Annotated in this window: 17 protein-coding genes, 1 other RNA gene and 1 pseudogene; 8 read left to right on the plus strand and 11 right to left on the minus strand. The window is 36.7% G+C overall.

Annotated features, from left to right (window positions below):
• The first annotated feature begins 4 nt into the window (after positions 1–4).
• The 3 genes from LDL57_RS12620 (at position 5) to LDL57_RS12630 (ending at position 4,275) form a co-directional block, all read left to right on the plus strand.
• Complete coding sequence (locus LDL57_RS12620; protein WP_180559669.1) at positions 5–3,124, plus strand: efflux RND transporter permease subunit; 3,120 nt, start codon at positions 5–7, stop codon at positions 3,122–3,124.
• A 522-nt stretch (positions 3,125–3,646) separates the two neighbouring features.
• The gene (gene tomB, locus LDL57_RS12625) at positions 3,647–4,015 is read left to right on the plus strand and encodes an Hha toxicity modulator TomB (RefSeq protein WP_180559668.1); all 369 of its coding nucleotides are present in this window, start codon (positions 3,647–3,649) and stop codon (positions 4,013–4,015) included.
• Between the two features lie 56 nt (positions 4,016–4,071).
• Positions 4,072–4,275: an HHA domain-containing protein gene (locus tag LDL57_RS12630; protein ID WP_026821483.1), complete on the plus strand. Its 204-nt coding sequence runs from the start codon at positions 4,072–4,074 to the stop codon at positions 4,273–4,275.
• Between the two features lie 545 nt (positions 4,276–4,820).
• Here the strand turns inward: LDL57_RS12630 and ffs are convergent.
• From ffs to LDL57_RS12645, 3 genes are all read right to left on the minus strand, one after another.
• Positions 4,821–4,917: signal recognition particle sRNA small type (gene ffs, locus LDL57_RS12635), an RNA gene on the minus strand.
• 161 nt (positions 4,918–5,078) lie between these two features.
• A complete protein-coding gene (locus LDL57_RS12640) occupies positions 5,079–6,860 on the minus strand; it encodes a SmdB family multidrug efflux ABC transporter permease/ATP-binding protein (protein ID WP_225505867.1) in 1,782 nt (593 codons plus the stop codon).
• Complete coding sequence (locus LDL57_RS12645) at positions 6,853–8,601, minus strand: SmdA family multidrug ABC transporter permease/ATP-binding protein (protein WP_180559666.1); 1,749 nt, start codon at positions 8,599–8,601, stop codon at positions 6,853–6,855. The genes LDL57_RS12640 and LDL57_RS12645 overlap by 8 nt, the downstream gene beginning before the upstream one ends.
• Before the next feature lie 489 nt (positions 8,602–9,090).
• On the opposite strand from LDL57_RS12645, the gene queC reads away from it, so the two are divergent.
• Complete coding sequence (queC, locus tag LDL57_RS12650; protein ID WP_180559665.1) at positions 9,091–9,792, plus strand: 7-cyano-7-deazaguanine synthase QueC; 702 nt, start codon at positions 9,091–9,093, stop codon at positions 9,790–9,792.
• Positions 9,793–9,990: 198 nt separating this feature from the next.
• On the opposite strand, the gene LDL57_RS12655 is transcribed toward queC, so the two are convergent.
• From LDL57_RS12655 to bolA, 8 genes are all read right to left on the minus strand, one after another.
• Complete coding sequence (locus LDL57_RS12655) at positions 9,991–10,359, minus strand: ComEA family DNA-binding protein (protein ID WP_225505869.1); 369 nt, start codon at positions 10,357–10,359, stop codon at positions 9,991–9,993.
• Between the two features lie 263 nt (positions 10,360–10,622).
• Entirely contained in the window at positions 10,623–12,494 is a 1,872-nt protein-coding gene (ppiD, locus tag LDL57_RS12660) for a peptidylprolyl isomerase (protein ID WP_180559664.1), read from the minus strand.
• Positions 12,495–12,654: 160 nt separating this feature from the next.
• Positions 12,655–12,942: a non-specific DNA-binding protein Hbs gene (gene hbs / locus LDL57_RS12665; protein ID WP_180559663.1), complete on the minus strand. Its 288-nt coding sequence runs from the start codon at positions 12,940–12,942 to the stop codon at positions 12,655–12,657.
• 231 nt (positions 12,943–13,173) lie between these two features.
• Positions 13,174–15,534: an endopeptidase La gene (gene lon / locus LDL57_RS12670; RefSeq protein ID WP_180559662.1), complete on the minus strand. Its 2,361-nt coding sequence runs from the start codon at positions 15,532–15,534 to the stop codon at positions 13,174–13,176.
• A gap of 190 nt (positions 15,535–15,724) precedes the next feature.
• Positions 15,725–17,011 carry an ATP-dependent protease ATP-binding subunit ClpX gene (gene clpX, locus LDL57_RS12675; protein WP_180559661.1) on the minus strand — a complete coding sequence of 429 codons (1,287 nt, stop codon included), beginning with the start codon at positions 17,009–17,011 and terminating at the stop codon, positions 15,725–15,727.
• A 112-nt stretch (positions 17,012–17,123) separates the two neighbouring features.
• On the minus strand, positions 17,124–17,747 hold the full coding sequence (gene clpP / locus LDL57_RS12680; protein WP_180559660.1) for an ATP-dependent Clp endopeptidase proteolytic subunit ClpP: 624 nt from the start codon (positions 17,745–17,747) through the stop codon (positions 17,124–17,126).
• A gap of 269 nt (positions 17,748–18,016) precedes the next feature.
• Complete coding sequence (gene tig, locus LDL57_RS12685; protein WP_180559659.1) at positions 18,017–19,321, minus strand: trigger factor; 1,305 nt, start codon at positions 19,319–19,321, stop codon at positions 18,017–18,019.
• A gap of 346 nt (positions 19,322–19,667) precedes the next feature.
• Positions 19,668–19,970, minus strand: coding sequence for a transcriptional regulator BolA (gene bolA, locus LDL57_RS12690; RefSeq protein ID WP_225507534.1), 303 nt, complete (start codon positions 19,968–19,970; stop codon positions 19,668–19,670).
• A 267-nt stretch (positions 19,971–20,237) separates the two neighbouring features.
• Between bolA and LDL57_RS12695 the strand changes: the two genes are divergently transcribed.
• From LDL57_RS12695 to cyoA, 4 genes and pseudogenes are all read left to right on the plus strand, one after another.
• Positions 20,238–20,825, plus strand: coding sequence for a YajG family lipoprotein (locus LDL57_RS12695; RefSeq protein ID WP_225505871.1), 588 nt, complete (start codon positions 20,238–20,240; stop codon positions 20,823–20,825).
• Between the two features lie 72 nt (positions 20,826–20,897).
• A pseudogene (gene ampG, locus LDL57_RS12700) lies at positions 20,898–22,435 on the plus strand (muropeptide MFS transporter AmpG).
• A 223-nt stretch (positions 22,436–22,658) separates the two neighbouring features.
• Positions 22,659–23,444 (plus strand): nucleoside-specific channel-forming Tsx family protein, encoded by a 786-nt coding sequence (locus tag LDL57_RS12705; RefSeq protein ID WP_180559657.1) that lies wholly within the window; start codon positions 22,659–22,661, stop codon positions 23,442–23,444.
• A 377-nt stretch (positions 23,445–23,821) separates the two neighbouring features.
• Positions 23,822–24,769, plus strand: a complete 948-nt coding sequence (gene cyoA, locus LDL57_RS12710) for a cytochrome o ubiquinol oxidase subunit II (RefSeq protein WP_180559656.1) — start codon at positions 23,822–23,824, stop codon at positions 24,767–24,769.
• Positions 24,770–24,772 lie beyond the last annotated feature (3 nt).

Raw genomic sequence — 24,772 nt, forward strand, 5'->3', positions numbered from 1 at the left:
ATTAATGCCTCAGTTTTTTATAGAACGGCCAATATTTGCGTGGGTAATAGCCATTATTACCATGCTCGCTGGTCTATTGGCAATTATCAAATTACCGGTGGCACAATATCCAACCATTGCGCCACCGTCTATCTCAATTGTAGCAACCTATCCTGGAGCAGACGCCACAACAGTCCAAAATACTGTTACTCAGGTTATCGAACAGAACATGAATGGAATTGATAATCTGGTTTATATGTCTTCAACAAGTGATGCAATGGGTAACATGTCGCTGACACTTACCTTTGAAGCAGGGACAGATCCTGATATTGCACAAGTACAGGTACAAAATAAATTACAATTGGCCATGCCATTACTACCGCAAGAGGTGCAGCAACAAGGTATACAAGTTAATAAATCTACTGGTTCTTTCTTAATGGTGGTCGCTTTTATTTCCAAAGATGGCTCAATGAATCAAGAAGATATTGCTGATTATGTTAACTCTCACATTAAAGATCCTATTAGCCGAGTAAAAGGCGTTGGTGAAACGCAATTATTTGGTACCCAGTACGCTATGCGGATCTGGTTAGATCCAGATAAACTAGTTAAATACAATATGGCTACTCAAGATGTTATCAATGCCATAAAAATTCAAAACAACCAAGTTGCTGCCGGCCAGCTAGGTGGAACACCACCGATCCCAGGCCAACGACTGAATGTTTCTATTATTGCTCAAACGCGGCTAAATAATGCTGAACAGTTTGCCAATATCCTGTTACGAGTTAATCCAGATGGCTCTCAGGTTCGCTTAAAAGACGTTGCTGTAGTTGAATTAGGTGCGGAAAATTATAGTATCAAAGCCAAATATAATGGTACTGCGTCAGCCGGTATCGGTATCAAATTGGCAACCGGGGCTAATGCCTTAGATACTGCTAAAGCCGTACGTGCTACGCTTGCTGAAATGGAGCTTTTTTTCCCTAATGGATTAGAGATTGTTTACCCTTATGACACTACACCGTTTGTAAAAATCTCAATTAACGAAGTAGTGAAAACACTGATCGAAGCTATCATGCTCGTCGTTGTTGTAATGTACTTATTCTTGCAAAACCTCCGCGCAACTTTGATCCCGACGATCGCAGTTCCTGTTGTCTTGCTTGGAACTTTTGCTATTTTGTCTGCAATGGGGTACTCAATTAACACGCTTACCATGTTCGCAATGGTGCTCGCTATCGGACTCTTAGTCGATGATGCGATTGTGGTAGTAGAAAACGTCGAGCGTGTTATGCAAGAAGAGGGAATATCGCCAAAAGAAGCCACCAAAAAGTCGATGGGACAAATCCAAGGCGCACTTGTCGGTATAGCCTTAGTCTTATCCGCGGTATTTATACCTATGGCTTTTTTTGGTGGCTCAACGGGCGCAATCTATCGTCAATTTTCGGTTACCATTGTCGCATCAATGGTGCTATCTGTTCTAGTCGCGCTGATCTTAACTCCAGCTCTTTGTGCCACAATATTAAAACCTATACCTAAAGGTAGCCACGGAAAACAGACAGGCTTTTTCGGCTGGTTTAACCGTACATTTGAAAAAAGCGCACATCACTATACCAATAGTATTGGCCATATGCTTAGAGGCACAGGTCGTTACCTAGTGATTTATGTTATATTGGTTGCTGGTATGGCATTTCTGTTCCTAAAATTGCCTTCTTCGTTTCTTCCCGAGGAAGATCAAGGAGTACTCTTGACGATGGTTCAGCTACCACCAGGCTCTACCCAAGAACAAACTGTAGCTGTGCTTAATGATATTGACCAATATTATCGAACAAAAGAAAAAGAAAATGTTAAATCTGTCTTTACCGTAAGTGGCTTTGGCTTCGCAGGGCAAGGACAAAACATGGGGCTTGCTTTTGTCGTACTACAAGATTGGAAAACACGCCATAGCGATCAAAATCACGTTTCTCAAATTATCAATCGCGCCAATCTTGCCTTTTCAAAAATACAAGAGGCTATCATTTTCTCTTTCAATATTCCGGCCATACCAGAGTTAGGTACAGCCAGTGGTTTTGATTATGAACTTGTTGATCAAGGTAATTTAGGTCATGAGAAATTAATGGCTGCTCGTAATCAACTACTTGGACTTATTGCTCAACATCCTGATATATTGCAAAATGTTCGTCCTAACGGACAAGATGATACCTCTCAGTATCGTTTTTATCTCGATCAACAAAAGGCTGAGGCATTAGGTGTATCTATCAATGATATTAATGCAACCTTAAGTACTATGTTTGGTGGAGTCTATGTAAATGACTTTATTGATCGTGAACGCGTTAAAAAAGTTTACGTGCAAGCCAATGCCCCATTTCGGATGTTGCCCGCTGATATTGAAAAACTTTATGTCCGCAATAATCAAGGAAAAATGGTACCTTTCTCCGCATTAATTGATCATAGCAAAGATCCATGGCTATATGGTTCGCCACGTTTGGAACGCTATAATGGTTTACCTGCAATGGAAATCCAAGGTTCTGCGGCTCCAGGGAAAAGTACTGGTGATGCCATGTTATTAATGGAGCAACTTACTGAAAAATTACCTGAGGGTATTGGTTATGAATGGACCGGTATGTCTTACCAAGAACGTCTTTCTGGCAATCAAGCACCTGCTTTATATGTAATTTCTCTTATTGTGGTTTTTCTTTGTTTAGCCGCTTTATATGAAAGTTGGTCAATTCCTTTTTCTGTTATGTTAGTTCTACCATTAGGGGTTATTGGAGCATTACTCTTCACTTCATTTCGTGGATTAGAAAATGATGTTTACTTTAAGGTAGGCTTATTAACGACCATTGGCCTATCAGCCAAAAACGCCATATTAATTGTTGAGTTTGCTAAAGACTTAATGGAAAAAGAAGGAAAAGGATTGATTGAAGCAACGCTAGATGCTGTCAGAATGCGGTTACGACCTATTTTAATGACATCACTAGCATTCATGCTTGGCGTTTTACCTCTCGTTATTAGTAACGGTGCAGGTTCAGGTGCGCAAAACTCTGTTGGTACAGGCGTGCTTGGAGGAATGATTGCAGCAACTACATTAGCTATCTATTTCGTTCCAGTATTTTTTGTCGTCATACGTAGACGTTTCACAAATAAATATTAGCTTAGCTAGGTTATTAGTAATATTTCCATTAAAAGGCCAGAATATCTGGCCTTTTATGTAAAAATATTTTTTAATAAATGAAAAATAATTCTAAATATATGACTAAAACTTATTTTTTAATAAAAAAATAAATAATAATAAAATAACACAGTAATACTGTAACTTTTTGTATATCTTTGATATTTTGTACTAGATTAGTTCTTTGATTAACATCATATAACAAAAAACTTTATACAGAGATAGTGACTTATGCGATAATAGTGCTATATTAATATCCAGTAGGTTGTTTGCATTACTTTTGCTATACTCACACAAGTATAAATTTTATAAATTATCTACATTCTTCTGATTGTTTACCGACAACCATTTATAATTTTGGCAACAATCATAATTAATTAGTGTTTTTGATTTTACAAAAAATAAAACAATATATTAATTCAATGGTAAATTCTTCATCTTTAGCGGTATTATGCAATAAAAATGAGTAATAACCCGTAATCTGTGGTTTGAATGGAGGTGATTATGGATGAGTACTCACCAAGGAGTTATGACATCTTAGTGCTAAAGTATTTATGTGATGCTCTACATCGTGAAGCGATGTTAACTTTGCATAGGACAAAAACTCATTGGAAAAATGATCTTTGTTCCGACCAAAACGTTAAATTTAATGTATTAATTGATCATATCACAGATTTTATTGGTCAATTTAAATTAAAATATCCGAATAACGTAAACCTTTTTATTTTTATTGACGAATATTTGGATGAAACTTATAACCTATTTGGTAAACCTGTAATGAGCCTAACAGATATTTCTGATTGGCAAAAAATGAATGAGCATTTGGCTGAAATATTAACAAATGATATAAAGTATTCATTAAGTAACACTTGACGCAACAGCCAATAACATTCATATTTTATACATCTATAATTTAAAGAAAGGAAATTATGACTAAAATTGACTATCTGATGCGCTTAAGAAAATGTACGACTATCGAAACATTGGAGCGCGTAATCGAAAAAAACAAATATGAATTATCTGAAGACGAACTTGAGTTATTTTATTCTGCTGCCGACCATAGGTTAGCTGAGCTCACAATGAATAAACTTTATGACAAAATTCCTTCGTCCGTTTGGAAATATGTTCGCTAATAAGTCTTTCCTTTATCAGATAGGATATGGTTATAATTTTAGCCGATAGCCCTTATCGGCTTTTATTAGTAACTATATAACTTAAAATATTCATTCATAACACGGATAATTATATCGTGGTGTTGCTTACATTATTAGATTAAACAATGAACCATATTTATATTTTCGCTTAATCAAAAAAATAAGCCTATAATTATCCTCTCTCAACTGTTACTCTTTTTTATTAATCACGACCATACTTAGTCAATAACTATTCAGCAAAATAATCAATATATTGCTATTTATTTTTTAATTAATAATTTAATTACTTCGTTATATGAAATTCGTAATTTTACATAATCTTATTTTTCTATAAAAACTAAACCAAAAACTTGCATTTAGATTAAAATGAAAATTCATCAAATTAAGCGAAATTTTTTCTGTATATAAAAAACTAACCATATTGAATTAATTTAGTAACTTTCAACATAAAAACAATTTTTGTCAACTAGATTAATTTTATTTGCAAAAAATATAAATATCTTAGAAGTGCTAAACTGGCGGAGTCCTGTCAGCAACATCCCGGCACATACATCCCCTGCTATGGCTGCTTCTTTCCAGACCTGACCAAGTTAACAAGTTAGCATTGCGGGAGCACCAACAGGACCCCATTGAATGGCTCTATATGAACAATAGAGGCACGCATTATGCGCTATTCATATTCAAATAGCAAGAAAGCAGAAATCAAGTGTTGTTTTCTTATTCAAATAAATAATATTAAACATTTAACTAGTTTAAAATATATAAAATAATAGCAAAAAAGATCAATAGACCACATCGAGATATTCTAAGCTAGCAGGATGTAATAAATTACCAATCTGCTGCAATTGGTACATCTGGGCATACAGCCCTGGGTGTCGCAACAATTGATTATGTTTGCCTTGCTGAACGATTTTACCACGATGTAAGACAAAAATTTTATCCGCGTCGATAACAGTAGAAAGTCGATGGGCAATAACGATTAATGTTGTCTGTCGACGAATTAACTGTAAAGTTTTTTGAATCGCTTTCTCAGTTCCTGAATCAACATTGGCCGTTGCCTCATCCAATATTAAAATTTTCGGCGTTTGTACTAAAGCCCGCGCTAACGCCAGTAGCTGCTTCTGCCCAGTAGATAGCATATTACCTTGCTCACCTAACAGTGTATTTAAGCCATTAGGTAATTTATATACCCAATCAGCGAGCTGTACAATTGTTAAAATTTGCCAAACTTTCTGTTCTGAAATTTCTCGGCCCAAAGCGATATTATCAAAAACAGTCGTTGCTAAAATAACCGGCTCTTGTTGTACAATAGTAATACAATTACGCAACACCTGATGGGAAAGAGATGATAGTGGACGTCCATCAAGTAATATTTGTCCTTCTTGCCACGGATAATATCCCATTAATAAGTTAGTGATCGTGCTTTTTCCACTACCTGTATGCCCAACTAATGCGACAAATTCGTTATCCTCTATCTGCATATCAATTTCGTTCAATACATATTTATCATCACGATAAGCAAAAGAGAGCTTTTGTATATCTACTCGACCTGACAATAAAGGTAATTGATCATGACCATAATATTGTCGTGGGCTATCTATTAATTCAAAAATTCTTTCGCCTGCAACTACCGCTTGTTGTAATACCGATTGCTGTGAAGTTAATTTAATTAATGGCTCATTTAAACGTCCAAGGTAATTAATAAAAGCATACAATACTCCAACACCAATAACATCTATTCCTTTAAATCCAAATAATAGAATTAATCCACAAAGGGTTAAGGCCGAAAATAAATTTAATAATGGGCGTAAAAGAATGCTATCTAACTTTAATGCCTGCATCCGAGCAGTATAGTGCTGACGATTCACCGCTAACATTTTCTCCCCAAAGCGGGCTCGTTGCCTAAATTGCTGAATCACAGTCATACCGTTAATGATCTCATTAAAACCATCGTTAATATCAGCTAGGTAAGTACGTACTCGACGAACAATTGGCGTACTTAAACGTTGGTAAATTACCATGATCAAAAATACTATAGGGAAAATTAAGCTAGCAACAATTGCCATGCGCCACTCTAAAAAAAACATCGCTACTAACATGGCAATAATTAGCGCTATACTACGAAATATAGTCGGAATAACCGTTACAAACAGATCCTTAACCACTTCAGTATCATTTGTCACTCGAGAGATAAGCTGTCCTACTGGTTGATTATCAAAAATACTCAATGGCTGCCTAATAGCAGCACTCATTACATCTGTACGTAATGTTTGAACAACGCCTATAGCTGCTTGATTAAATAAAATTGTTTGATAATAGTGTAAGATGGCAGCAATAATTTGTGATGCAAAAAAAACTATTATTAATATAACCGCACTTTCCAACGGTATATGACCTTTTGTTAACAAATTATCAATAAAGTAGCTTACTAGAAGGGGCCCACAAATTTCTACCGCAGCGGCTAGCCAAGATATCAAAACCGCAATAGTTATCGGTTTACGAAATGGATCTCCATAAATTAATAAGCGCTTTAAGGATGGCCATAAAAGACGAGGCTTATTCATGTTCATTTTCCATGGTGGCTTGAATTTGCTGATAACAATACATATCTCGATACCAACCAGGTTTTGCAATTAATTGCTGATGGGTACCTTGACATGCGATAGTTCCTTGTTGCAATACAAGTATCTGATCTGAATCCACTAAAGCAGATAATCGGTGGGCACTAATGATGATAGTATGACACCCTCGCCACTGACGTAAATTTTTTAAAATTCTATTTTCAGTCTGTCCATCTACAGCAGACAAAGCATCGTCTAATATCAAAATTTCAGTATTTAATAATAGTGCTCTTGCTATAGAAATACGCTGCTTTTGTCCACCAGATAACATAATGCCACGCTCACCAACTTGTGTGCTATACCCATCAGGTAAACGCAAAATATCTTCATGTACATCAGCTAGCCTTGCCGCTTCCTCTATTTCTGTTTGGCTGGCAGTTGGTCTACCTAAAGCAATATTACCTGCGATAGTATCAGAAAATAAAAATGGTATTTGGTTCACAACTGCCAGTCTGGCATGCCATTCTCGCTGCTGAATATGAGTCAGAGAAAGAGATTGAAACAAAATTTCACCATCAAGAACATCAAAATGACGTTGCAATAATGATAATAGTGTTGATTTCCCCGCCCCGGTTGGACCGCAAATTCCAACTAATTGCCCTGGCTGTATATTAAATACAATATTATGCAAGGATGATATTCCAACACCTGGGTAATTAAATTGCTGAATATTTACGCTCAATTGACCAGATGTTGGCTGCAAATACTGTTTCCCATCAATAATCGATAGGGGTTCTTCAAATAAAACACAGATTCTGCTATAGGCAGCGCTTCCACGCTCAACGATATTAAACATCCATGCAAGCGCTAACATTGGCCATATCATAAGCCCTAAATACATAACAAAACTGGTCAAGTCACCTAGTGTCATTTTATTATGCCAAACCATCCAGCTTCCACCCGCTACTGCCAAAAAATTTGCAGCGCCTATCGCAATATAGATAGTAGGGTCAAATTTCGCATCAACTTGAGCAACATGCATATTTTTACGCCCAGCCTCTAATGCCGCAATCTCAAACTGATGAGATTGGTGATCTTCTAGACCAAACGCTTTAATCATACGGATACTGGTTAAACTTTCCTGAGCATGATTATTGAGAGAAGAAAATGCACCTTGGGCAGATTTAAAGCGTGTATGCAGTTGTTCACCATATCGCTTAATAATGACTGCCATGATTGGCATTGGTAGCAATGAGATCAGGGTCAGTTGCCAACTGATTTCAATACTCATGACAATCAACACTGCACATCCCATCACCAAAGAATCGACTAATGTCAGGACACCTTCTCCTGCTGCAAAGACAACTCGATCAACATCATTGGTTGTACGTGCAATAAGATCGCCTACTCTATGTCGTAAATAAAACTCGGGAGTCTGACGACTAAATTGTTGATAAAATTTCTGTCTTAACTGTACAGCTAGTTTATAAGAAGCGCCAAATAACCATAATCGCCAAATATAGCGCAATCCATAAATAATAAATGCAATAAGTATCATTACACTTATCCAGCCCAAAAGTTGTTTGCTACTTAGGGTTTGCTTACTAATACCATCAATAATAAAGCCAACCAGCCGTGGTGGAATAAGTTGTAATCCTGCAATAATAATTAATAACATGATTGCACCAAAATACCGGCACCACTCAGTTAAAAAATACCAACGTAATTGAGAAAATAATCTCACATTTTTTTATCCTGATATTGAAAATTACATCAAAAAATATAATAAGTTACAGCTCAATAAATTAATCAGATACAGTCAAAATTGTTGTATATTTTATTTTCTCAATCAAAAATAAAAAAGATCAATTCAATTAGCAATATTGTTGATTATATGTTTACAAAAATACCAAAAACTATCCAATCTCATAATATCTTGCGAAAATGTTTTTAACAAATCAGATTTGTCAGCTTTATAATCAAGGAAATATTACGATATATTCAACAAATCATGGCATTTCTTATCTAATGATTTCATAGAATCAATTTAGTGTTATTAATAAATTGTTAGAATAAAATCATCCATATTTAAAAATTTAAACAAAATAATATAACACAATGAAGAAATCTTCCCAATTAAGGCTATCTAAACTAGATTAAACTGGGTAACATAACGTATCATCTGGAATAGCAAAAATTTTTTACTTGTACTTTATCGATGGATAGTATTAGCATGACGAAACGAGCAGTTATTGTATTTAGTGGCGGACAAGATTCCACCACTTGTCTTATACAAGCAATAAAACAATATAACGAAGTTCATTGTATCACTTTCAATTACGCTCAACGTCATAGTGCTGAAATTGTTGCTGCTCAAAAGATATGCCAGCATTTTAATATCACAGCACATAAAATACTGGATGTCGGATCATTAAATGAACTTGCCATTAGTAGTCTAACTCGCGACAACATTCCAATACCTTCCTATGAAAAAAGTATTGAAAGTGAATTACCCAACACTTTCGTTCCAGGACGTAATATTCTATTTCTCACGCTTGCTGCTATTTATGCTTACCAAGTTCAAGCTGAGGTGGTTATAACCGGTGTTTGTGAAACAGACTTTTCTGGTTATCCTGATTGTAGGGATGAATTTGTTAAAGCGCTCAATCAAGCTATTTGCCTAGGGATAGCTAAAGCAATTCGCTTTGAAACCCCACTTATGTGGCTAAATAAAGCCGAAACTTGGGCACTAGCCGATTATTACCACGCATTAGAATTTATACAAAATAAAACCCTTACTTGTTACAATGGTATTATAGGTGATGGCTGCCAACAATGTGCTGCCTGCCATCTGCGTGCTGAAGGATTAAAATATTACCTTAATCATCGACAAGCAATTATGTCTTCATTAAAACAAAAAATACGCCTTAAGTAATTTCAAACCGACACTATTTAACGATATTTAAACAATCAGCCAATTTAACTTACAATAAATACCACTATAATAATCAATACAAGATATAATAAATTGTATTTAGTATTTTTAGCTTAACTGTATTTTATAGCTATAGCTTATTCTGGTGTAAGCAATAAGGAACTGAGACTAATACTCCCTCTCAGTTCCTATTACGTTTTAATAGGTTAATTTCTCACGATTCTTTTCAATAAAACCCAAACCAATACCTGGCACATCCTGAAGATGTTCAATTGACTTAAAGCCGCCAAATTTCTTGCGATGCAGCACAATTAACTGCGCTTTTTTCAATCCGACTCCATTTAATTTCTCTGCCAGCTCCTCCTCAGATGCAGTATTAATATTGACTTTCTCATCTATCAACTGTCGCTTGTCTATTTTATTTATAACTAATTTCGTTGCATTTTGCGGTTGAGCATTAGCGACTTTTAGCTGATCTGATTGAGCAAATGCGGTATGAGTAAATCCTATCGCAAAAATCAAGATCCTAGTTGTATACTTTAGTTTATTTTTTATCATTAGCAGCATCTTTAACCTCCTTGCTAATTAGTAAAAATTAATATTTATTTACCAAAATAGGCATTATATTTCCCTGATGTAGACGCTTTATAGCCGTTTGCTAAGCAATCCTGCGATAATTCCTCTATCAAAAAACAGACTTTCTAAGCAATGGATAAGATACAAGAATAAAAAAACATTACGACCCCAGAATGATAAAATAGTAAAAGGCTGCGTAAACGCAGCCTCTAATTTATGTAACCGTATTCAATTATGTGAAAGCCGATCGCAAATTACTCGATCCGTCCTAAATCGACTTTAGCCCTATCACGTAAATTCAGCATCAGTGATTCCATCATCACATTGCCAAGTATCATTTTATAACGTTGCGAAAAAACTTTTAATTCTTCTTCCGTCGGTTGACCCTGAGTAACTTTGAGCAATTGGATAATAACTAAATTATCTTTAGCATCTTTGGTACTGAGATAAGTTGGTGTATTTTCTTTAGGAATTGGCATTTGAAAAATTGGTTCAGCCAATGCGTCATTTTGCCCAAAACGCTCAATAATCTTAGTATCACCAAAGTTAATACCTAGTTTCGCTAAAGCCGCTTCACCTGCCCCTTGTTTTAATGCAGTAAGCAATTTATTGCCCTCTGCTTCCATCTCTTTTGTGGCCTTATTATGCTTAAGTAATTCAGCTACGTTATTTTTCACTTCATCAAATGGCTGTGTTACCTGGGGTTTATATTTTTCAACTCGAATAACAAACGCACGATCACCATCGACATTAATAACATCTGAGTTAATACCTGTTGGCCCATTTTTATCTACTAAGTTACCGTTAAAAATAGTATCAGCTACCTTATCAAATCTTATTTCCTCAGGAAGATTATTACGACTAAACCAACCTGTTGTTACCGCTTTAATACCAGTAGCCTTTTCAGCGGCAGTTAAAGATTCGTTATCATCCATTGCCGCACGGCTTACAGTTTGTTGTAGTGAATAAAATGCATTAATCGCTTTTTCATTTTTTAGTGTATTGGCAATCTCCGTTTTCACGACCTGAAAAGGTTTTACTACTTCAGGTTTAATATCATCAAGGCGAAATATAATGTAATTGGTAGCCGATTTTATTACCCCAGAAACCTGCCCTTTCTTAGTTAGATTAGCAGCAATAATTTCACTTGGCGTTGAAGTCGCCTCCATCCAACCAAGGGCGCCATGATTTGCTGCACTAAATTTATCTGTCGATTTTTCAGCAACCAATTGCTTAAAATCAGCACCCGCAGCTAAGGCTTTAACAACGGAATCCGCTTCTTTTTCTGTTGCCAATTGGATCATGCTGTAATGTTTTTGCGCTGGCTGAGTAAAATTAGCTATATTTTGCTCATAATAGTTTTTCAGCTCTTCATCTTTGACCGCCACATTTTCACGCTGAGAAGCTGCATCTAACTTAATATAACTAACCTGTACCTGTTCGGGTGAAATAAAACTGTTCTGATGCGCATTATAGTAATCTTGTAACTCTTTATCTGTAACCGTTTGTTTAGATTGATAGTTAGCAAGCGATAAAGTTGCTGTTTTTACTTCACGTTGCTGTAAAAGTAACTGAGCATAGGACTTAACTTCTTCAGGCAAGACAAATTCATCCGTTATGTACATTTTACTAAGTTGACGGTTAATCAGGTTTTGCCGTATTTCCTGGGCAAGATCATCGGCATTAACATTATGTTGGGATAGAATAGCCCGATATTTTTCACTATCAAAATGCCCGTCGGTCTGAAATATCGGCATATTGTAGATATCCTGCTTAATTTGATTATCACTTGCCGTTAAACCCAATTGGTTTGAATATTGATTAAGCAATGTCACGCTAATTAAACGTTCCAAAGCTTGACGACGCAACATCTGGATCCCTTGTTCACTACTAGCAATTTCAGCAAATTGATCACCCAGTCGTTCTTGTAATGCTTGCTTTTCTTGCTGAAAAGCTTGCTGTAGTTGAACTTGACTAATTGTTGTACCATTCACTTTCGCCGCGTGATTACTTGAACCGCCAATCAGGTAACTACCAACGCCAGTAAGCACAAAGGATAAGATAATAATCACAAATACTATTTTTAGCACAAGACTATTCGCCGCCGTGCGTAGGTTGTCCATCATAAAGAGGCTACTCTCCGTTTTTAATCAAAGTAAATAGACGCATAATACGCTATTTTAGTATAAAAGAAAAAAGCGCATCATAAATATGATGCGCCCGATTCTAACTTACTAAAACAATTGACTCTGTTTTAGTTTATCCGTTAACAGTATGCCGCAATCCTTATTTTTTCTTGTGGCCGTTAACAGTATCTTTTAATCCTTGGCCGGCTTTAAATGACGGAACCTTAGAAGCAGCTATCTTAATTGCCTTACCTGTACTAGGATTACGGCCATTACGTGCTGCACGTTGTTTTACTTCAAAAGTGCCAAAACCTATTAACTGAACTTTATCTCCTTTCTTAAGAGCATGAGATACAGTTTTCAGAAATGTATTCAACACGGTCTCCGTGTCTTTTCTAGTAACCTTTGACTCTTTTGCAACTTTATCTACTAGTTCTTTCTTTTTCACGCTTATCATCCCCATTTTATTAATTATGGATTAAACAAACATATTGCTAACGGTTCACAAAAAGATGACACCGTCGTATCACTACTACAAAAGTATGGCAAGAAAACATATTACAGCCAAATAATTATAGATTTGTTTACTGAAATTATTTAGTCGATAAAAAAAACTGATAAACCATTTAAGATTTATCAGCTTTAATTTTATATAAAATTTTTAATTTAAATCAGTGCATTAAGAACATTTTTTGTTCACTATCTCCATCCCAAAAGGGGGATTTTGTAATGCAATAGAAAAAACCTCTTCAATGGTTTTTACCGGGTAAATTTTTAAATTTGCGATAACATTTTGAGGTATTTCTTCCAAATCACGACGATTTTCATCGGGAATTAACACAATTTTGATTCCACCACGGTGAGCCGCTAACAATTTTTCTTTTAAACCACCAATAGGTAACACTAACCCACGTAATGTTATCTCACCTGTCATCGCGACATCTGCTCTTACAGGATTACCGGTCAAACAAGAAACTAACGCTGTGCACATCGCAATTCCTGCACTGGGGCCATCTTTTGGCGTTGCACCCTCTGGTACATGCACATGAATATCCCGCTTTTCGTAGAAATCAGCATTAATACCTAACTTTTCGGCTCTCGCTCGCACTGCAGTTAACGCAGTTTGAATCGATTCTTGCATAACCTCACCTAACGAGCCGGTGTAAGTGAGTTTACCTTTGCCCGGTACACATGCCGTTTCAATAGTTAATAAATCGCCACCAACTTCTGTCCAAGCCAAACCAGTCACTTGACCAATACGATTTTCAGTATCTGCACGACCGTAATCCACTTTACGCACACCAAGATAGTCTTTTAGATTATCATCATTAATGACAAGGTGTTTTAATGATTTATCCATCAGTAGTGCTTTTACGGCTTTACGACATAATTTGGAAATTTCCCGTTCTAAACCACGGACACCAGCCTCGCGGGTATAATAACGAATAATACCAATAATTGCGCTATCGTCGATCGTAAGCTCACCTTTTTTCAGGGCATTTCGTTGGATTTGTTTTGGCAACAAATGTTTTTTTGCAATATTGAGTTTTTCATCTTCGGTATAACCAGAAAGACGAATCACTTCCATCCGGTCTAATAAGGGTGCTGGAATGTTCATTGAGTTTGAAGTTGCAACGAACATAACATCAGAAAGGTCATAATCCACTTCTAGATAGTGATCATTAAACGCAACATTTTGTTCTGGATCGAGTACTTCAAGTAAAGCTGATGCCGGATCACCACGCATATCCGAGGACATTTTGTCAATTTCATCTAACAAAAATAAGGGGTTCTTAACACCCACTTTTGCCATCTTTTGAATGAGTTTTCCCGGCATGGAGCCAATATAAGTTCTTCTATGTCCACGAATTTCGGCCTCATCACGGACACCTCCGAGTGCCATACGAATATATTTACGCCCTGTTGCTTTAGCAATTGATTGACCCAATGATGTCTTACCAACACCAGGCGGCCCCACTAAACATAAAATGGGTCCTTTAATTTTACTCACGCGACTCTGTACAGCTAAATATTCAAGAATACGTTCCTTAACGCGTTCTAAACCATAATGATCGCTATCCAATGTCTCCTGAGCTTTCACTAAATCTTTTTTAACTTTACTACGAGCATTCCACGGGACTTGCACCATCCAATCAATATAGCTCCGTAAAACTGTCGCTTCAGCAGACATCGGTGACATCATTTTCAATTTTTGTAATTCTGCTTCCGCTTTTTGCCGAGCTTCCTTCGGCATTTTGACTTCTTCAATTTTGCGTTTGAACATTTCATATTCATCAGGCGCATCTTCCATCTCACCTAATTCTTTCTGAATTGCTTTCATCTGCTCATTCAAATAGTATTCGCGCTGACTTTTCTCCATCTGCTTTTTAACGCGATTACGAATACGTTTTTCAACTTGCAGTAAATCAATTTCAGATTCCATCATTGCCATCAAATATTCAAGGCGCTCAACCACATCCGCCATTTCTAATACACGCTGTTTATCCGCTAATTTTAACGGCATATGGGAAGCAATTGTATCAGCCAATTTGTCCGATTGTTCAATAGAATGCAATGATGTTAATACTTCAGGTGGGATCTTTTTATTTAATTTAATATAGCCTTCAAACTGATTAATGGTTGTCCGATTTAGGACTTCTTGCTCTTTTTCATCAACAGTTGGAGAACTAAAATACTCAGCCTGTGCAATGAAATATTCTCCATTATCTGTTAGCGTTGTGATTTTTGCCCGCCGCAAACCTTCAACTAATACTTTAACAGTACCATCTGGTAGTTTTAGCATCTGCAAAACAGAAGCAACTGTCCCTACAGAAAAAAGATCATTTACACTTGGCTCGTCAGTAGACGCTTCTTTTTGAGCCACCAACATGACCTGCTTATTATGATCCATTGCGGCTTCAAGACAGTGAATCGATTTCTCACGGCCAACAAATAATGGGATCACCATATGTGGATAAACCACGACATCACGCAGAGGCAGTACGGGAATTTCAATGCGTTCGGAACGCTCAAGATTCATAAGGTTCTCTCTTCGTTTAGCTTATGCCAATTTTAGGGTTTCCTTAAAAGTTTTGAGAAACCTCAGTTCAAATATAAAGATATATGGGGACAAGATTTTGACATTCAATAGCCTGATTTGCTATTAAACACAAAATGAGGGAAATCCCTCATTTTGCATTATACAATTCAATCAAAAAAAGCATTGCGATTTATTTTTCACCGGATGCTTGAATATCAGGCTGACTATAAATCACCAAGGGTTCTGATTGACCGGCAACCACCATTTCATCAATCACTACCTTCTCAACATGCTCCATTGACGGCAAATCATACATAGTTTCTAGTAAAGCGCCTTCCACAATAGAGCGTAAACCACGTGCTCCTGTTTTTCTCGACATGGCTTTTTTTGCAATTGCTTTCAATGCTTCTTCACGAAATTCCAGATTAACACCTTCAAGTTCAAAAAGGGCTTGATATTGTTTAGTCAACGCATTTTTAGGCTCTTTCAGAATCTGAATTAATGCCTCTTCACTTAATTCACCTAAAGTAGCTACGACAGGTAAACGACCAATAAACTCAGGAATCAAACCAAACTTAATTAAATCTTCTGGTTCCACTTGAGAAAGCAACTCACCTTCAGTCGCCCGCTCAGATTCGCTTTTCACCTCAGCGGAGAAACCAATGCCTGAACGTGTATTTAACCGTTGTCCAATCACTTTATCAAGACCTGCAAAAGCTCCACCACAAATAAATAAAATTTTAGAAGTATCAACTTGCAAAAATTCTTGTTGTGGATGTTTACGGCCTCCTTGAGGCGGCACCGCAGCAATTGTACCTTCGATAAGCTTAAGTAAAGCTTGCTGAACCCCTTCCCCTGAAACATCTCGCGTAATTGACGGATTGTCCGACTTACGAGATATTTTGTCTATTTCGTCAATATAGACGATACCACGCTGTGCTTTCTCTACATCATAGTCACATTTTTGTAGAAGTTTCTGAATAATATTTTCAACATCTTCACCAACATAACCCGCTTCCGTTAATGTTGTCGCATCAGCCATGGTAAATGGGACATCTAGATAGCGAGCCAAAGTTTCAGCTAATAGCGTTTTACCACTACCTGTCGGCCCAATAAGCAAAATATTACTTTTACCTAGCTCTACCCCTTCACCATTCATTCCTTCGTTAGAAACATTACGTAGGCGTTTATAATGGTTATAAACGGCTACCGCCAATACTTTCTTAGCATTTTCTTGGCCAATAACATAATCATCCAGATGATGACGAATTTCATGGGGTGTCGGTAATGCGCTGCGCTCGCGATGTGGCGCAATCTCTTTAACTTCTTCTCGAATAATATCGTTACAGAGCTCAACACACTCATCACAGATATAAACTGACGGACCAGCAATTAATTTACGAACTTCATGCTGGCTTTTTCCGCAGAAGGAGCAGTACAGCAACTTTCCTGAACTCTCTTTGCGTTTATCTGTCATTCAGATAACCTCACTTTTTTAACCATTACCCTAATTTTAAAAAGGTAACAGAAAATTGTTACTAATTAATCATGTATATAACTATATCAGGCATGCCATACATTTATGTAAATTAATTACGATTAGTATAAATTTTATCTACCAAACCATAACTAACTGCTTCCTCTGCAGTTAAAAAACGATCCCGTTCGGTATCGTTCTCAACCTCTTTTATTTTTTTACCCGTATGCTTAGCCATTAATTCATTCATACGCGATTTAATTTTTAAAATCTCTTTGGCGTGAATTTCGATATCAGACGCTTGTCCTTGAAACCCGCCTAAAGGTTGGTGGATCATGACACGAGAATTGGGCAAACAATAACGTTTTCCTTTAGCACCAGCTGTAAGCAGAAAAGCGCCCATTGAACAGGCTTGTCCCATACAAATTGTACTAACGTCAGGTTTAATGAATTGCATTGTGTCATAAATTGACATACCTGCTGTGATAACTCCACCCGGTGAATTAATATAAAGATGGATGTCTTTATCCGGGTTTTCAGCTTCTAAAAACAGCATTTGAGCAACCACTAAATTTGCCATGTGATCTTCAACCTGGCCAGTTAAAAAAATAATTCTTTCTTTAAGTAGGCGCGAATAAATATCATAAGAACGTTCACCGCGTGAAGTCTGTTCGATTACCATTGGCACCAATGCCATACGCGGCGCAAGTTGATCTTGATTATTATGATATGACATTTCCATCTCCTAATTAAACGCTTTATGGTGCCCAATCTATCTAATTCTACTTGAGATAAATAAGAATGACTATAATTACAAACTTAACCATTATTCACAAAGGGATATTCTCCCTTATGAAGAAAGTCATACAACAATATAGAAAATTATCTGGGGTTATTCTTTTCTTTTTTCAAGAAAAAAGAAAAGTTTTTTAACGATAAAAAACCCGCAGCATAAAAACTACGGGTTTTCACAAAACCAGATAATAACGTTTCACTACTCAGAAACTACCTCATCTGAGCCTGATTCATCAACTCTTGGAATTGAGTTTCTTTATCTGTTACTTGCGCTTTTTCTAATAATATTTCAATGGCCTGTTCTTCTAGCGCCAGATTACGCACACTATCCATTAACTCTTTATTTTTGCTGTAGTATTCGATCACTTCAGCCGGATCTTCATAAGCTGAAGCCATCTCTTCAATCAGTGATTTTACGCGAGCATCATCTGCAGTGAGCGAGTTTTTATTAATAACTTCACCTAATAGTAAACCAACAATGACGCGATGTTTAGCTTGCTCTTCAAATATTTCACGTGGTAATTCTAACGCTTGTTTTTCATTACCACCAAAACGTTGTGCAGCTTGTCGACGTAGTACATTTATTTCACTGTCAACAACAGCAGCAGGCACCTCAATTTCGTTTTCCTTGACTAAACCATCAAGTACTTGGCTTTTAATTCGATTACGAACAGCCGTTTTCAGTTCACGCTCCATATTTTTGCGCACTTCTGCACGTAAACTCGCCATTGAACCATCAGGAACACCAAATTGTTTGATAAATTCTTCGGTCAGTTCTGGTAATATCCGTTGTTCCACTTTCTTCAAAGTGATAGCAAAATTAGCTGCTTTACCTTTTAAATTCTCGGCGTGATAATCGGCTGGGAAATTGACATCGATGGTAAATTCCTCACCTGCTTGGCGCCCCATAATACCATCTTCAAAACCAGGTATCATACGACCTTCACCCATTACCAACACAAAATCGCTTGCATTACCGCCTTCGAACGCTTCACCATCAATTGTGCCTTTAAAATCGATAGTCACTCGCGCATCAGCGCCAACTTTCTCTTTTGTCTCTTGCCAAGTTGCTTGTTGCTTGCGTAATGTTTCCAACATGGTGTCAACATCTTCATCTTTTACCGCAACAATAGGCTTTTCAACCTTGATATTTTCTAAACCTTTTAGCTCAATTTCTGGATAGACTTCAAATTCAACAGTATAGGTAAAATCTTCACCCGTTTTAAACTGTTCAGGTTGATATTTTGGTGCCCCAGCTGGATTAATTTTTTGTTCTATGATTGCACTGACAAAATTACGTTGCATTAAATCGCCCAGCACATCCTGTAATACAGAAGTACCATAACGTTGCTTAACGATATTCATTGGCACTTTGCCTTTACGAAAACCATCAATGCGCACTTTTTTTGCTACATTAATAAGTTCACTATTCACCGCTTTTTCAATATCAGCATTAGGAACGGTAATTGTTACACGACGCCCCAGGCCTTGAGTTGTTTCAACAGAAACTTGCATCTTGTTACCTCAAAAGAATCTTAGTACTCGGTCAACTCCAGAGTGAATGTTATCAAGCACTTGCTCTGACAACACACGGCTCCCGAAACCCGGGTTTACCCTCTATTTTTGAGGACCCCTGATAAGTAGAAGTGTTCCGAAACCTTATAGAAAATTAGACGCGACATTATACAGATGCATAAGGGGTGAGTCGAGAAAAGGTGAATAATAAATAGTAAACGCACTAAAATTGCTATATCTAATACGGTATAAGCCAAAAACGATAGCAGTATTTTATATTAGCAATTATTGTCAGCTAATAGCGGGGGTAAACCAGCATAATTATCTATTGTTTACCTAGTTTGATCTACTCTCCACCACGGCAAGCTGGTGAAGGAAAGGCTGTCTGTTGGCGTTGTTGCCACTCAATTGGGGTATATGTATGTAATGCCAATGCATGAATACAATTGGATAATTCATCTGCTAATAATTGATAAACAGCCTGGTGACGAGCAACCATCCTTTGTGCTGCAAATTTTTCTGTCACTAAAATAACTTTAAAGTGACTTTCCGAACCTTGCGGAACATTATGTTGATCACTTTCATCTAATACCAACAAATATAGTGGAGAAAAAGCGCATTTAAGTTTTTTTTCAATTTGCTTACACATGGTTTGCATAGGTTTAGTTACCATATTAATAGACTCTTTCAATTTAATTTACTAAGTAAGCTTTTTTTATTATTACTGACTGCGATTCAGCCAATATCGGTTAGCAATAGGATCATATTTTACTAAATTACGATTAAAGCATCATCCAGGCAAACTTTTTAGGGGGTTATTTCATCAAATGCCGATAACTTTCTGGCATACTAGCAGTAAAATTCCAAAATATGGTAACGATTAAATCAAGTAATTCCAAAATAGGTATGAGAAAATATGTTAAAAAACACCTTTTGTCTAATCATTGCTCTGTTAATTTCATTGGCTTTAATGGGATGTGTTGCCCCAAGTAATACCCTATCTATCGCTCCAAATATTACACTGCCAGCTCAAGATCCGACGATAAGAGCAGTTTCAATTAATATTACTAGCCTTGATAAACGAAGCTCAACGGCACTTGCCGAAGTTAATCGTAATGCGTCACTAGCCGTATTAAAGCCCTCTCGCGATTTACGCTATCTATTACAGGAAGCATTAGAAAAGCAGATGATTGCCAGAGGCTATACGATTAGCGCACCGGCTAATATTAACTTGCAAATTGTTCTAAATAAGCTGTATGCCGATGTACAAGAAGGTAGTTTAAGTCACAATATCACTGTCGATGTGGCGATCAGTGTCGTCGCTATGGCATCTAACGGCTCAACCAGTACGCGTACCTATACACGTAGCTATAACGAACGAGGGCCGCTTGATGCCAGTAACGAAAAAATTGCTAGTGCTATCAATAAAGCGTTAAGCGACATTATTGCTGATATGGCCAATGATCCTGAAACAAGCCAGTTTATTAAACGCAACGCACAATGAATGGTAAAGCGTATTAATAAGTGTATTGCCAGCAATAGCTCTGTCTAACAATAACAGAGTAACAGGACGACTATGAAAAAAAACTACCTGACCGTTTTTACCCAACATCGTTCCCGAGTGCTGCTTTTGTTAGGTTTTGTGTCAGGATTGCCCCTGGCACTTACCGCAAGAACTTTACAAGCCTGGCTAACCGTCGAAAATATTGATATTAAAACGATCGGTTTTTTTTCATTAGTTGGCCAAGCTTATGTATTAAAGTTTCTTTGGTCACCCTTAATGGATCGCTATACCCTACCGTGGTTAGGTCGTCGTCGTGGTTGGTTATTAACCACGCAGATTTTGCTGATTATCAGTATTGCGGCGATGGGATTTATGAACCCAAAGGAACATCTTTGGTACTTGGCAGCAGTTGCAGTGCTTGTCGCTTTCTGCTCTGCATCCCAAGATATTGTTTTTGATGCTTATAAAACCGATTTATTGTCGGCAGAAGAGCGCGGTGCTGGCGCAGCAATATCTGTTATGGGATATCGTATTAGTATGTTGGTTTCTGGCGGACTAGCCTTATGGTTGGTGGATCATTTTGTTACTTGGCAGCAACTCTATCTACTTATGGCCAGCTTAATGCTAATTGGTGTCTACGCAACACTATCCGCCAAAGAACCGCTAATAAAATCCTCACCACCCAAAACACTCTACGAAGCTATCTATGAACCCTTCGTAGAATTTTTTAGTCGTAATAATGCCTGGATCAGCTTGTTGTTGATCATTTTCTATAAAATGGGTGATGCATTTGTTATGGCGCTAAGTACCAATTTTCTATTAAATAAACTTGGTTTTTCTCTGGGTGAGGTTGGCACTATTAATAAAACTTTTGGACTATTTGCAACTATTATTGGCGCTTTATATGGCGGTTATGTTATGCAAAAAATGTCCTTATTTAAAGCCTTACTTATTTTCGCTATTTTACAGGCTATTTCTAATTTTGGTTATTGGTTTTTGGCAGTAACACCGGCCAATATTTATACTACCAGTAGTGTTATCTTTATTGAAAATATCTTCTCTGGCATGGGAACGGCCGCTTTTGTCGCACTACTTATGACGCTTTGCAATCATTCTCTTTCTGCAACTCAATTTGCCTTACTGTCGGCTTTATCTGCCATAGGACGTGTTTATGTGGGCCCCATAGCAAGCGCATTAGTAAGTAAATATGATTGGCCTGCTTTTTATCTTATCTCTATCGTTATTTCATTGCCGAGTATTTTTTATTATTGATATGCAAACCCTCTTTATCTTATATCCAACAAACTGGCCAATTTATGCGTCGAACTTATTTTAAACAATCATATAAATTAGCTATTATGTGTCTTGCCATATCAGCAGGTATATTTATATTTTGGCTAATAATAACAGTTGCTTGTTATTTTTCCGCCTGCCAAATTTATCTATTTACCCAACATATTGAGCTATGGCTAAAAATGTTAATCTATAAAGAGCAACTAATTAGTTTAAGTATAATAATGGGTACGGTTGGTTTTATTTTAGGCGGAATTCTGGATTATCTGGCAATACGTAAAACAGAAATACCTAAACAATACAATAATAACATTTAGAATATATTAATAAATACAGATAGTTAAAATCATAATATTTATATAAATTATTTATTGTTGACTGCTAAAAAATAATTATTGATACCGAGTGATCTCTATCACTCTATCAATAAGATCCTATTTCTATTTACCAAAACAAGCTCTATCATCTCGCGACTTTCACTTTCCCATTGCATTGTATTAAAATGCGTTTAAATTTATTTAAAATTAAGTTAACAAATTTATGAGTAAAAAGTTTTTACCTATTACAATATTGACCTCGCTAACTCCGTTTACCATGGCTAGTACCACAACAGAAAACCCTGTGGGTTATCAAAATGGTTTTGCTAATGTTAGTCTAAATTATTTTGACTGGTCACAACGAGCAGCAAATAAATCTGCTCACTCTACCCGCAAAAAAGATTTTGCCTATTTTGAACTGGAAGGAGGCGCTAACTTTAATTGGGGTGAACTTTATGGTTTCTTTGACGTTGAGAATCCATTTCATCCGCGTAAAACTGAGCCCAGCAGAAATCAACGCTATGCCGTTAAAACCACAGGTCGTTTTTACTTAGGTAACAGTGGCTTTAACCTCTATGGACATCTTTATGGTATTTGGTCCTTACCCGGCTATAAATATGGAGGTAATTTCCACGAAATTAACACACTTTATGGTTTTGGCTACAATTTCTCACGCGGCAATTTTTGGCTAAAACCCTTTTTAGCCTTACATTATGTTGATCAAAGCTTCTATTCTGGTAACAATGGTTATGTCATTGGTTGGGTCGCTGGCTATAGTTTCCAATTGTGGTCACAAAATTTTTCTATCACTAATTGGCATGAAATGGAATTTAATCGCGCAAAACGCTATGGCAATGGCGGAAAAGAAGGGGTTAATGGCGCTATTGCCTTATGGTGGACGCCATTTGAAACTTTATCTGCGGGTATTCAATATCGTTATGCCGATAACAAGCTTGGGGATGATTTTTATCACGATGGGATCATTTATACCATCAAATACAATTTTTAATTGCGTAAGCTAACGTAAAGACAGTATATTTGATAATAAATGCTATTTTTTACTAATGCTAAATAACATGCATCAAAAAAATTAACCGCTATTTAGCATGATAATTAATTTTCAACTTATAATATCACACGGCCACTTCCTTTTATCTACTTCTTTTTATTAATAATAAAATCATTTAATGTAAATAACTGTTAACAGCAAAATAATCATGAAAACCGTTCTATAATAAATTCAATTTTACATGTGATCACTTTAACAGAAAGTAATAACAATTATATTTGTGCGCCTTACAATTGTTTACACTAATATAACCTTACCGTAAAATGCCCACACTGAACAAAACGACAATAACCATCTTTGTCATTTGGGGTCGCTAAATGAGACTTATAAAATATAAAGGCAGTATTGGAGTCATCTCACTGCTTGCTATTGTTTACCTGCTAACTGGTTGCGATATGGTATTAATGGATCCCAAGGGCGCCATTGGTATCGAGCAAAAAAAACTAATACTGACTGCGCTTGGTTTAATGTTAATTGTTGTCATTCCAGTCATTTTTATGGCGATTATCTTCGCCAGAAAATATCGAGCAAGCAACAAACAGGCAACCTACCGGCCAGACTGGGCTCACTCAAATAAAATCGAGTTAGTTTGTTGGACAGTTCCTATCATCATTATCATCATTCTTGCCGTAATTACCTGGAAAACCACCCATCAACTGGATCCCTATAAACCATTAGAAAGCGATAAAAAACCTATTACCATTCAGGTCATTTCAACCGATTGGAAATGGGTATTTATCTACCCAGAAGAAAATATTGCTACCGTTAATGAAATTGCAATTCCTGTCGGCGTGCCAATTAACTTCAAAGTGACAGCCGAGTCAGTAATGAATTCCTTTTTTATTCCCGCCCTTGGTGGCCAAATTTATGCGATGGCCGGTATGCAAACTAAGCTTCACTTAATTGCTAATGAACCTGGTACCTATAAAGGCTTTTCAGCAACTTATAGCGGTCATGGCTTTTCAGACATGAAATTTAATGTCATTGCAACGCCTGATACGGCAAGTTTTGATAAATGGGTACAAAAAGTAAAAGCATCTCCCAAAAAACTAGATAGCATGGCAACATTTAACCTATTGGCTAAACCTAGCCACAATGTTCCTGTTACCTATTTTTCAAGCGTAAAACCAAATCTCTATGAAGAACTGATATTAAAATTCGGCCATGAACATCATATCAATCATGCTAACAAAACCGTACATGAAATGTCTGGCAATCAATCAATGCATATGAACCATTCTGCTCATGTCGATGCTAAGGAATAAATA

It is taken from the genome of Arsenophonus apicola (assembly GCF_020268605.1).
In the GTDB taxonomy this organism is placed as follows: domain Bacteria; phylum Pseudomonadota; class Gammaproteobacteria; order Enterobacterales; family Enterobacteriaceae; genus Arsenophonus; species Arsenophonus apicola.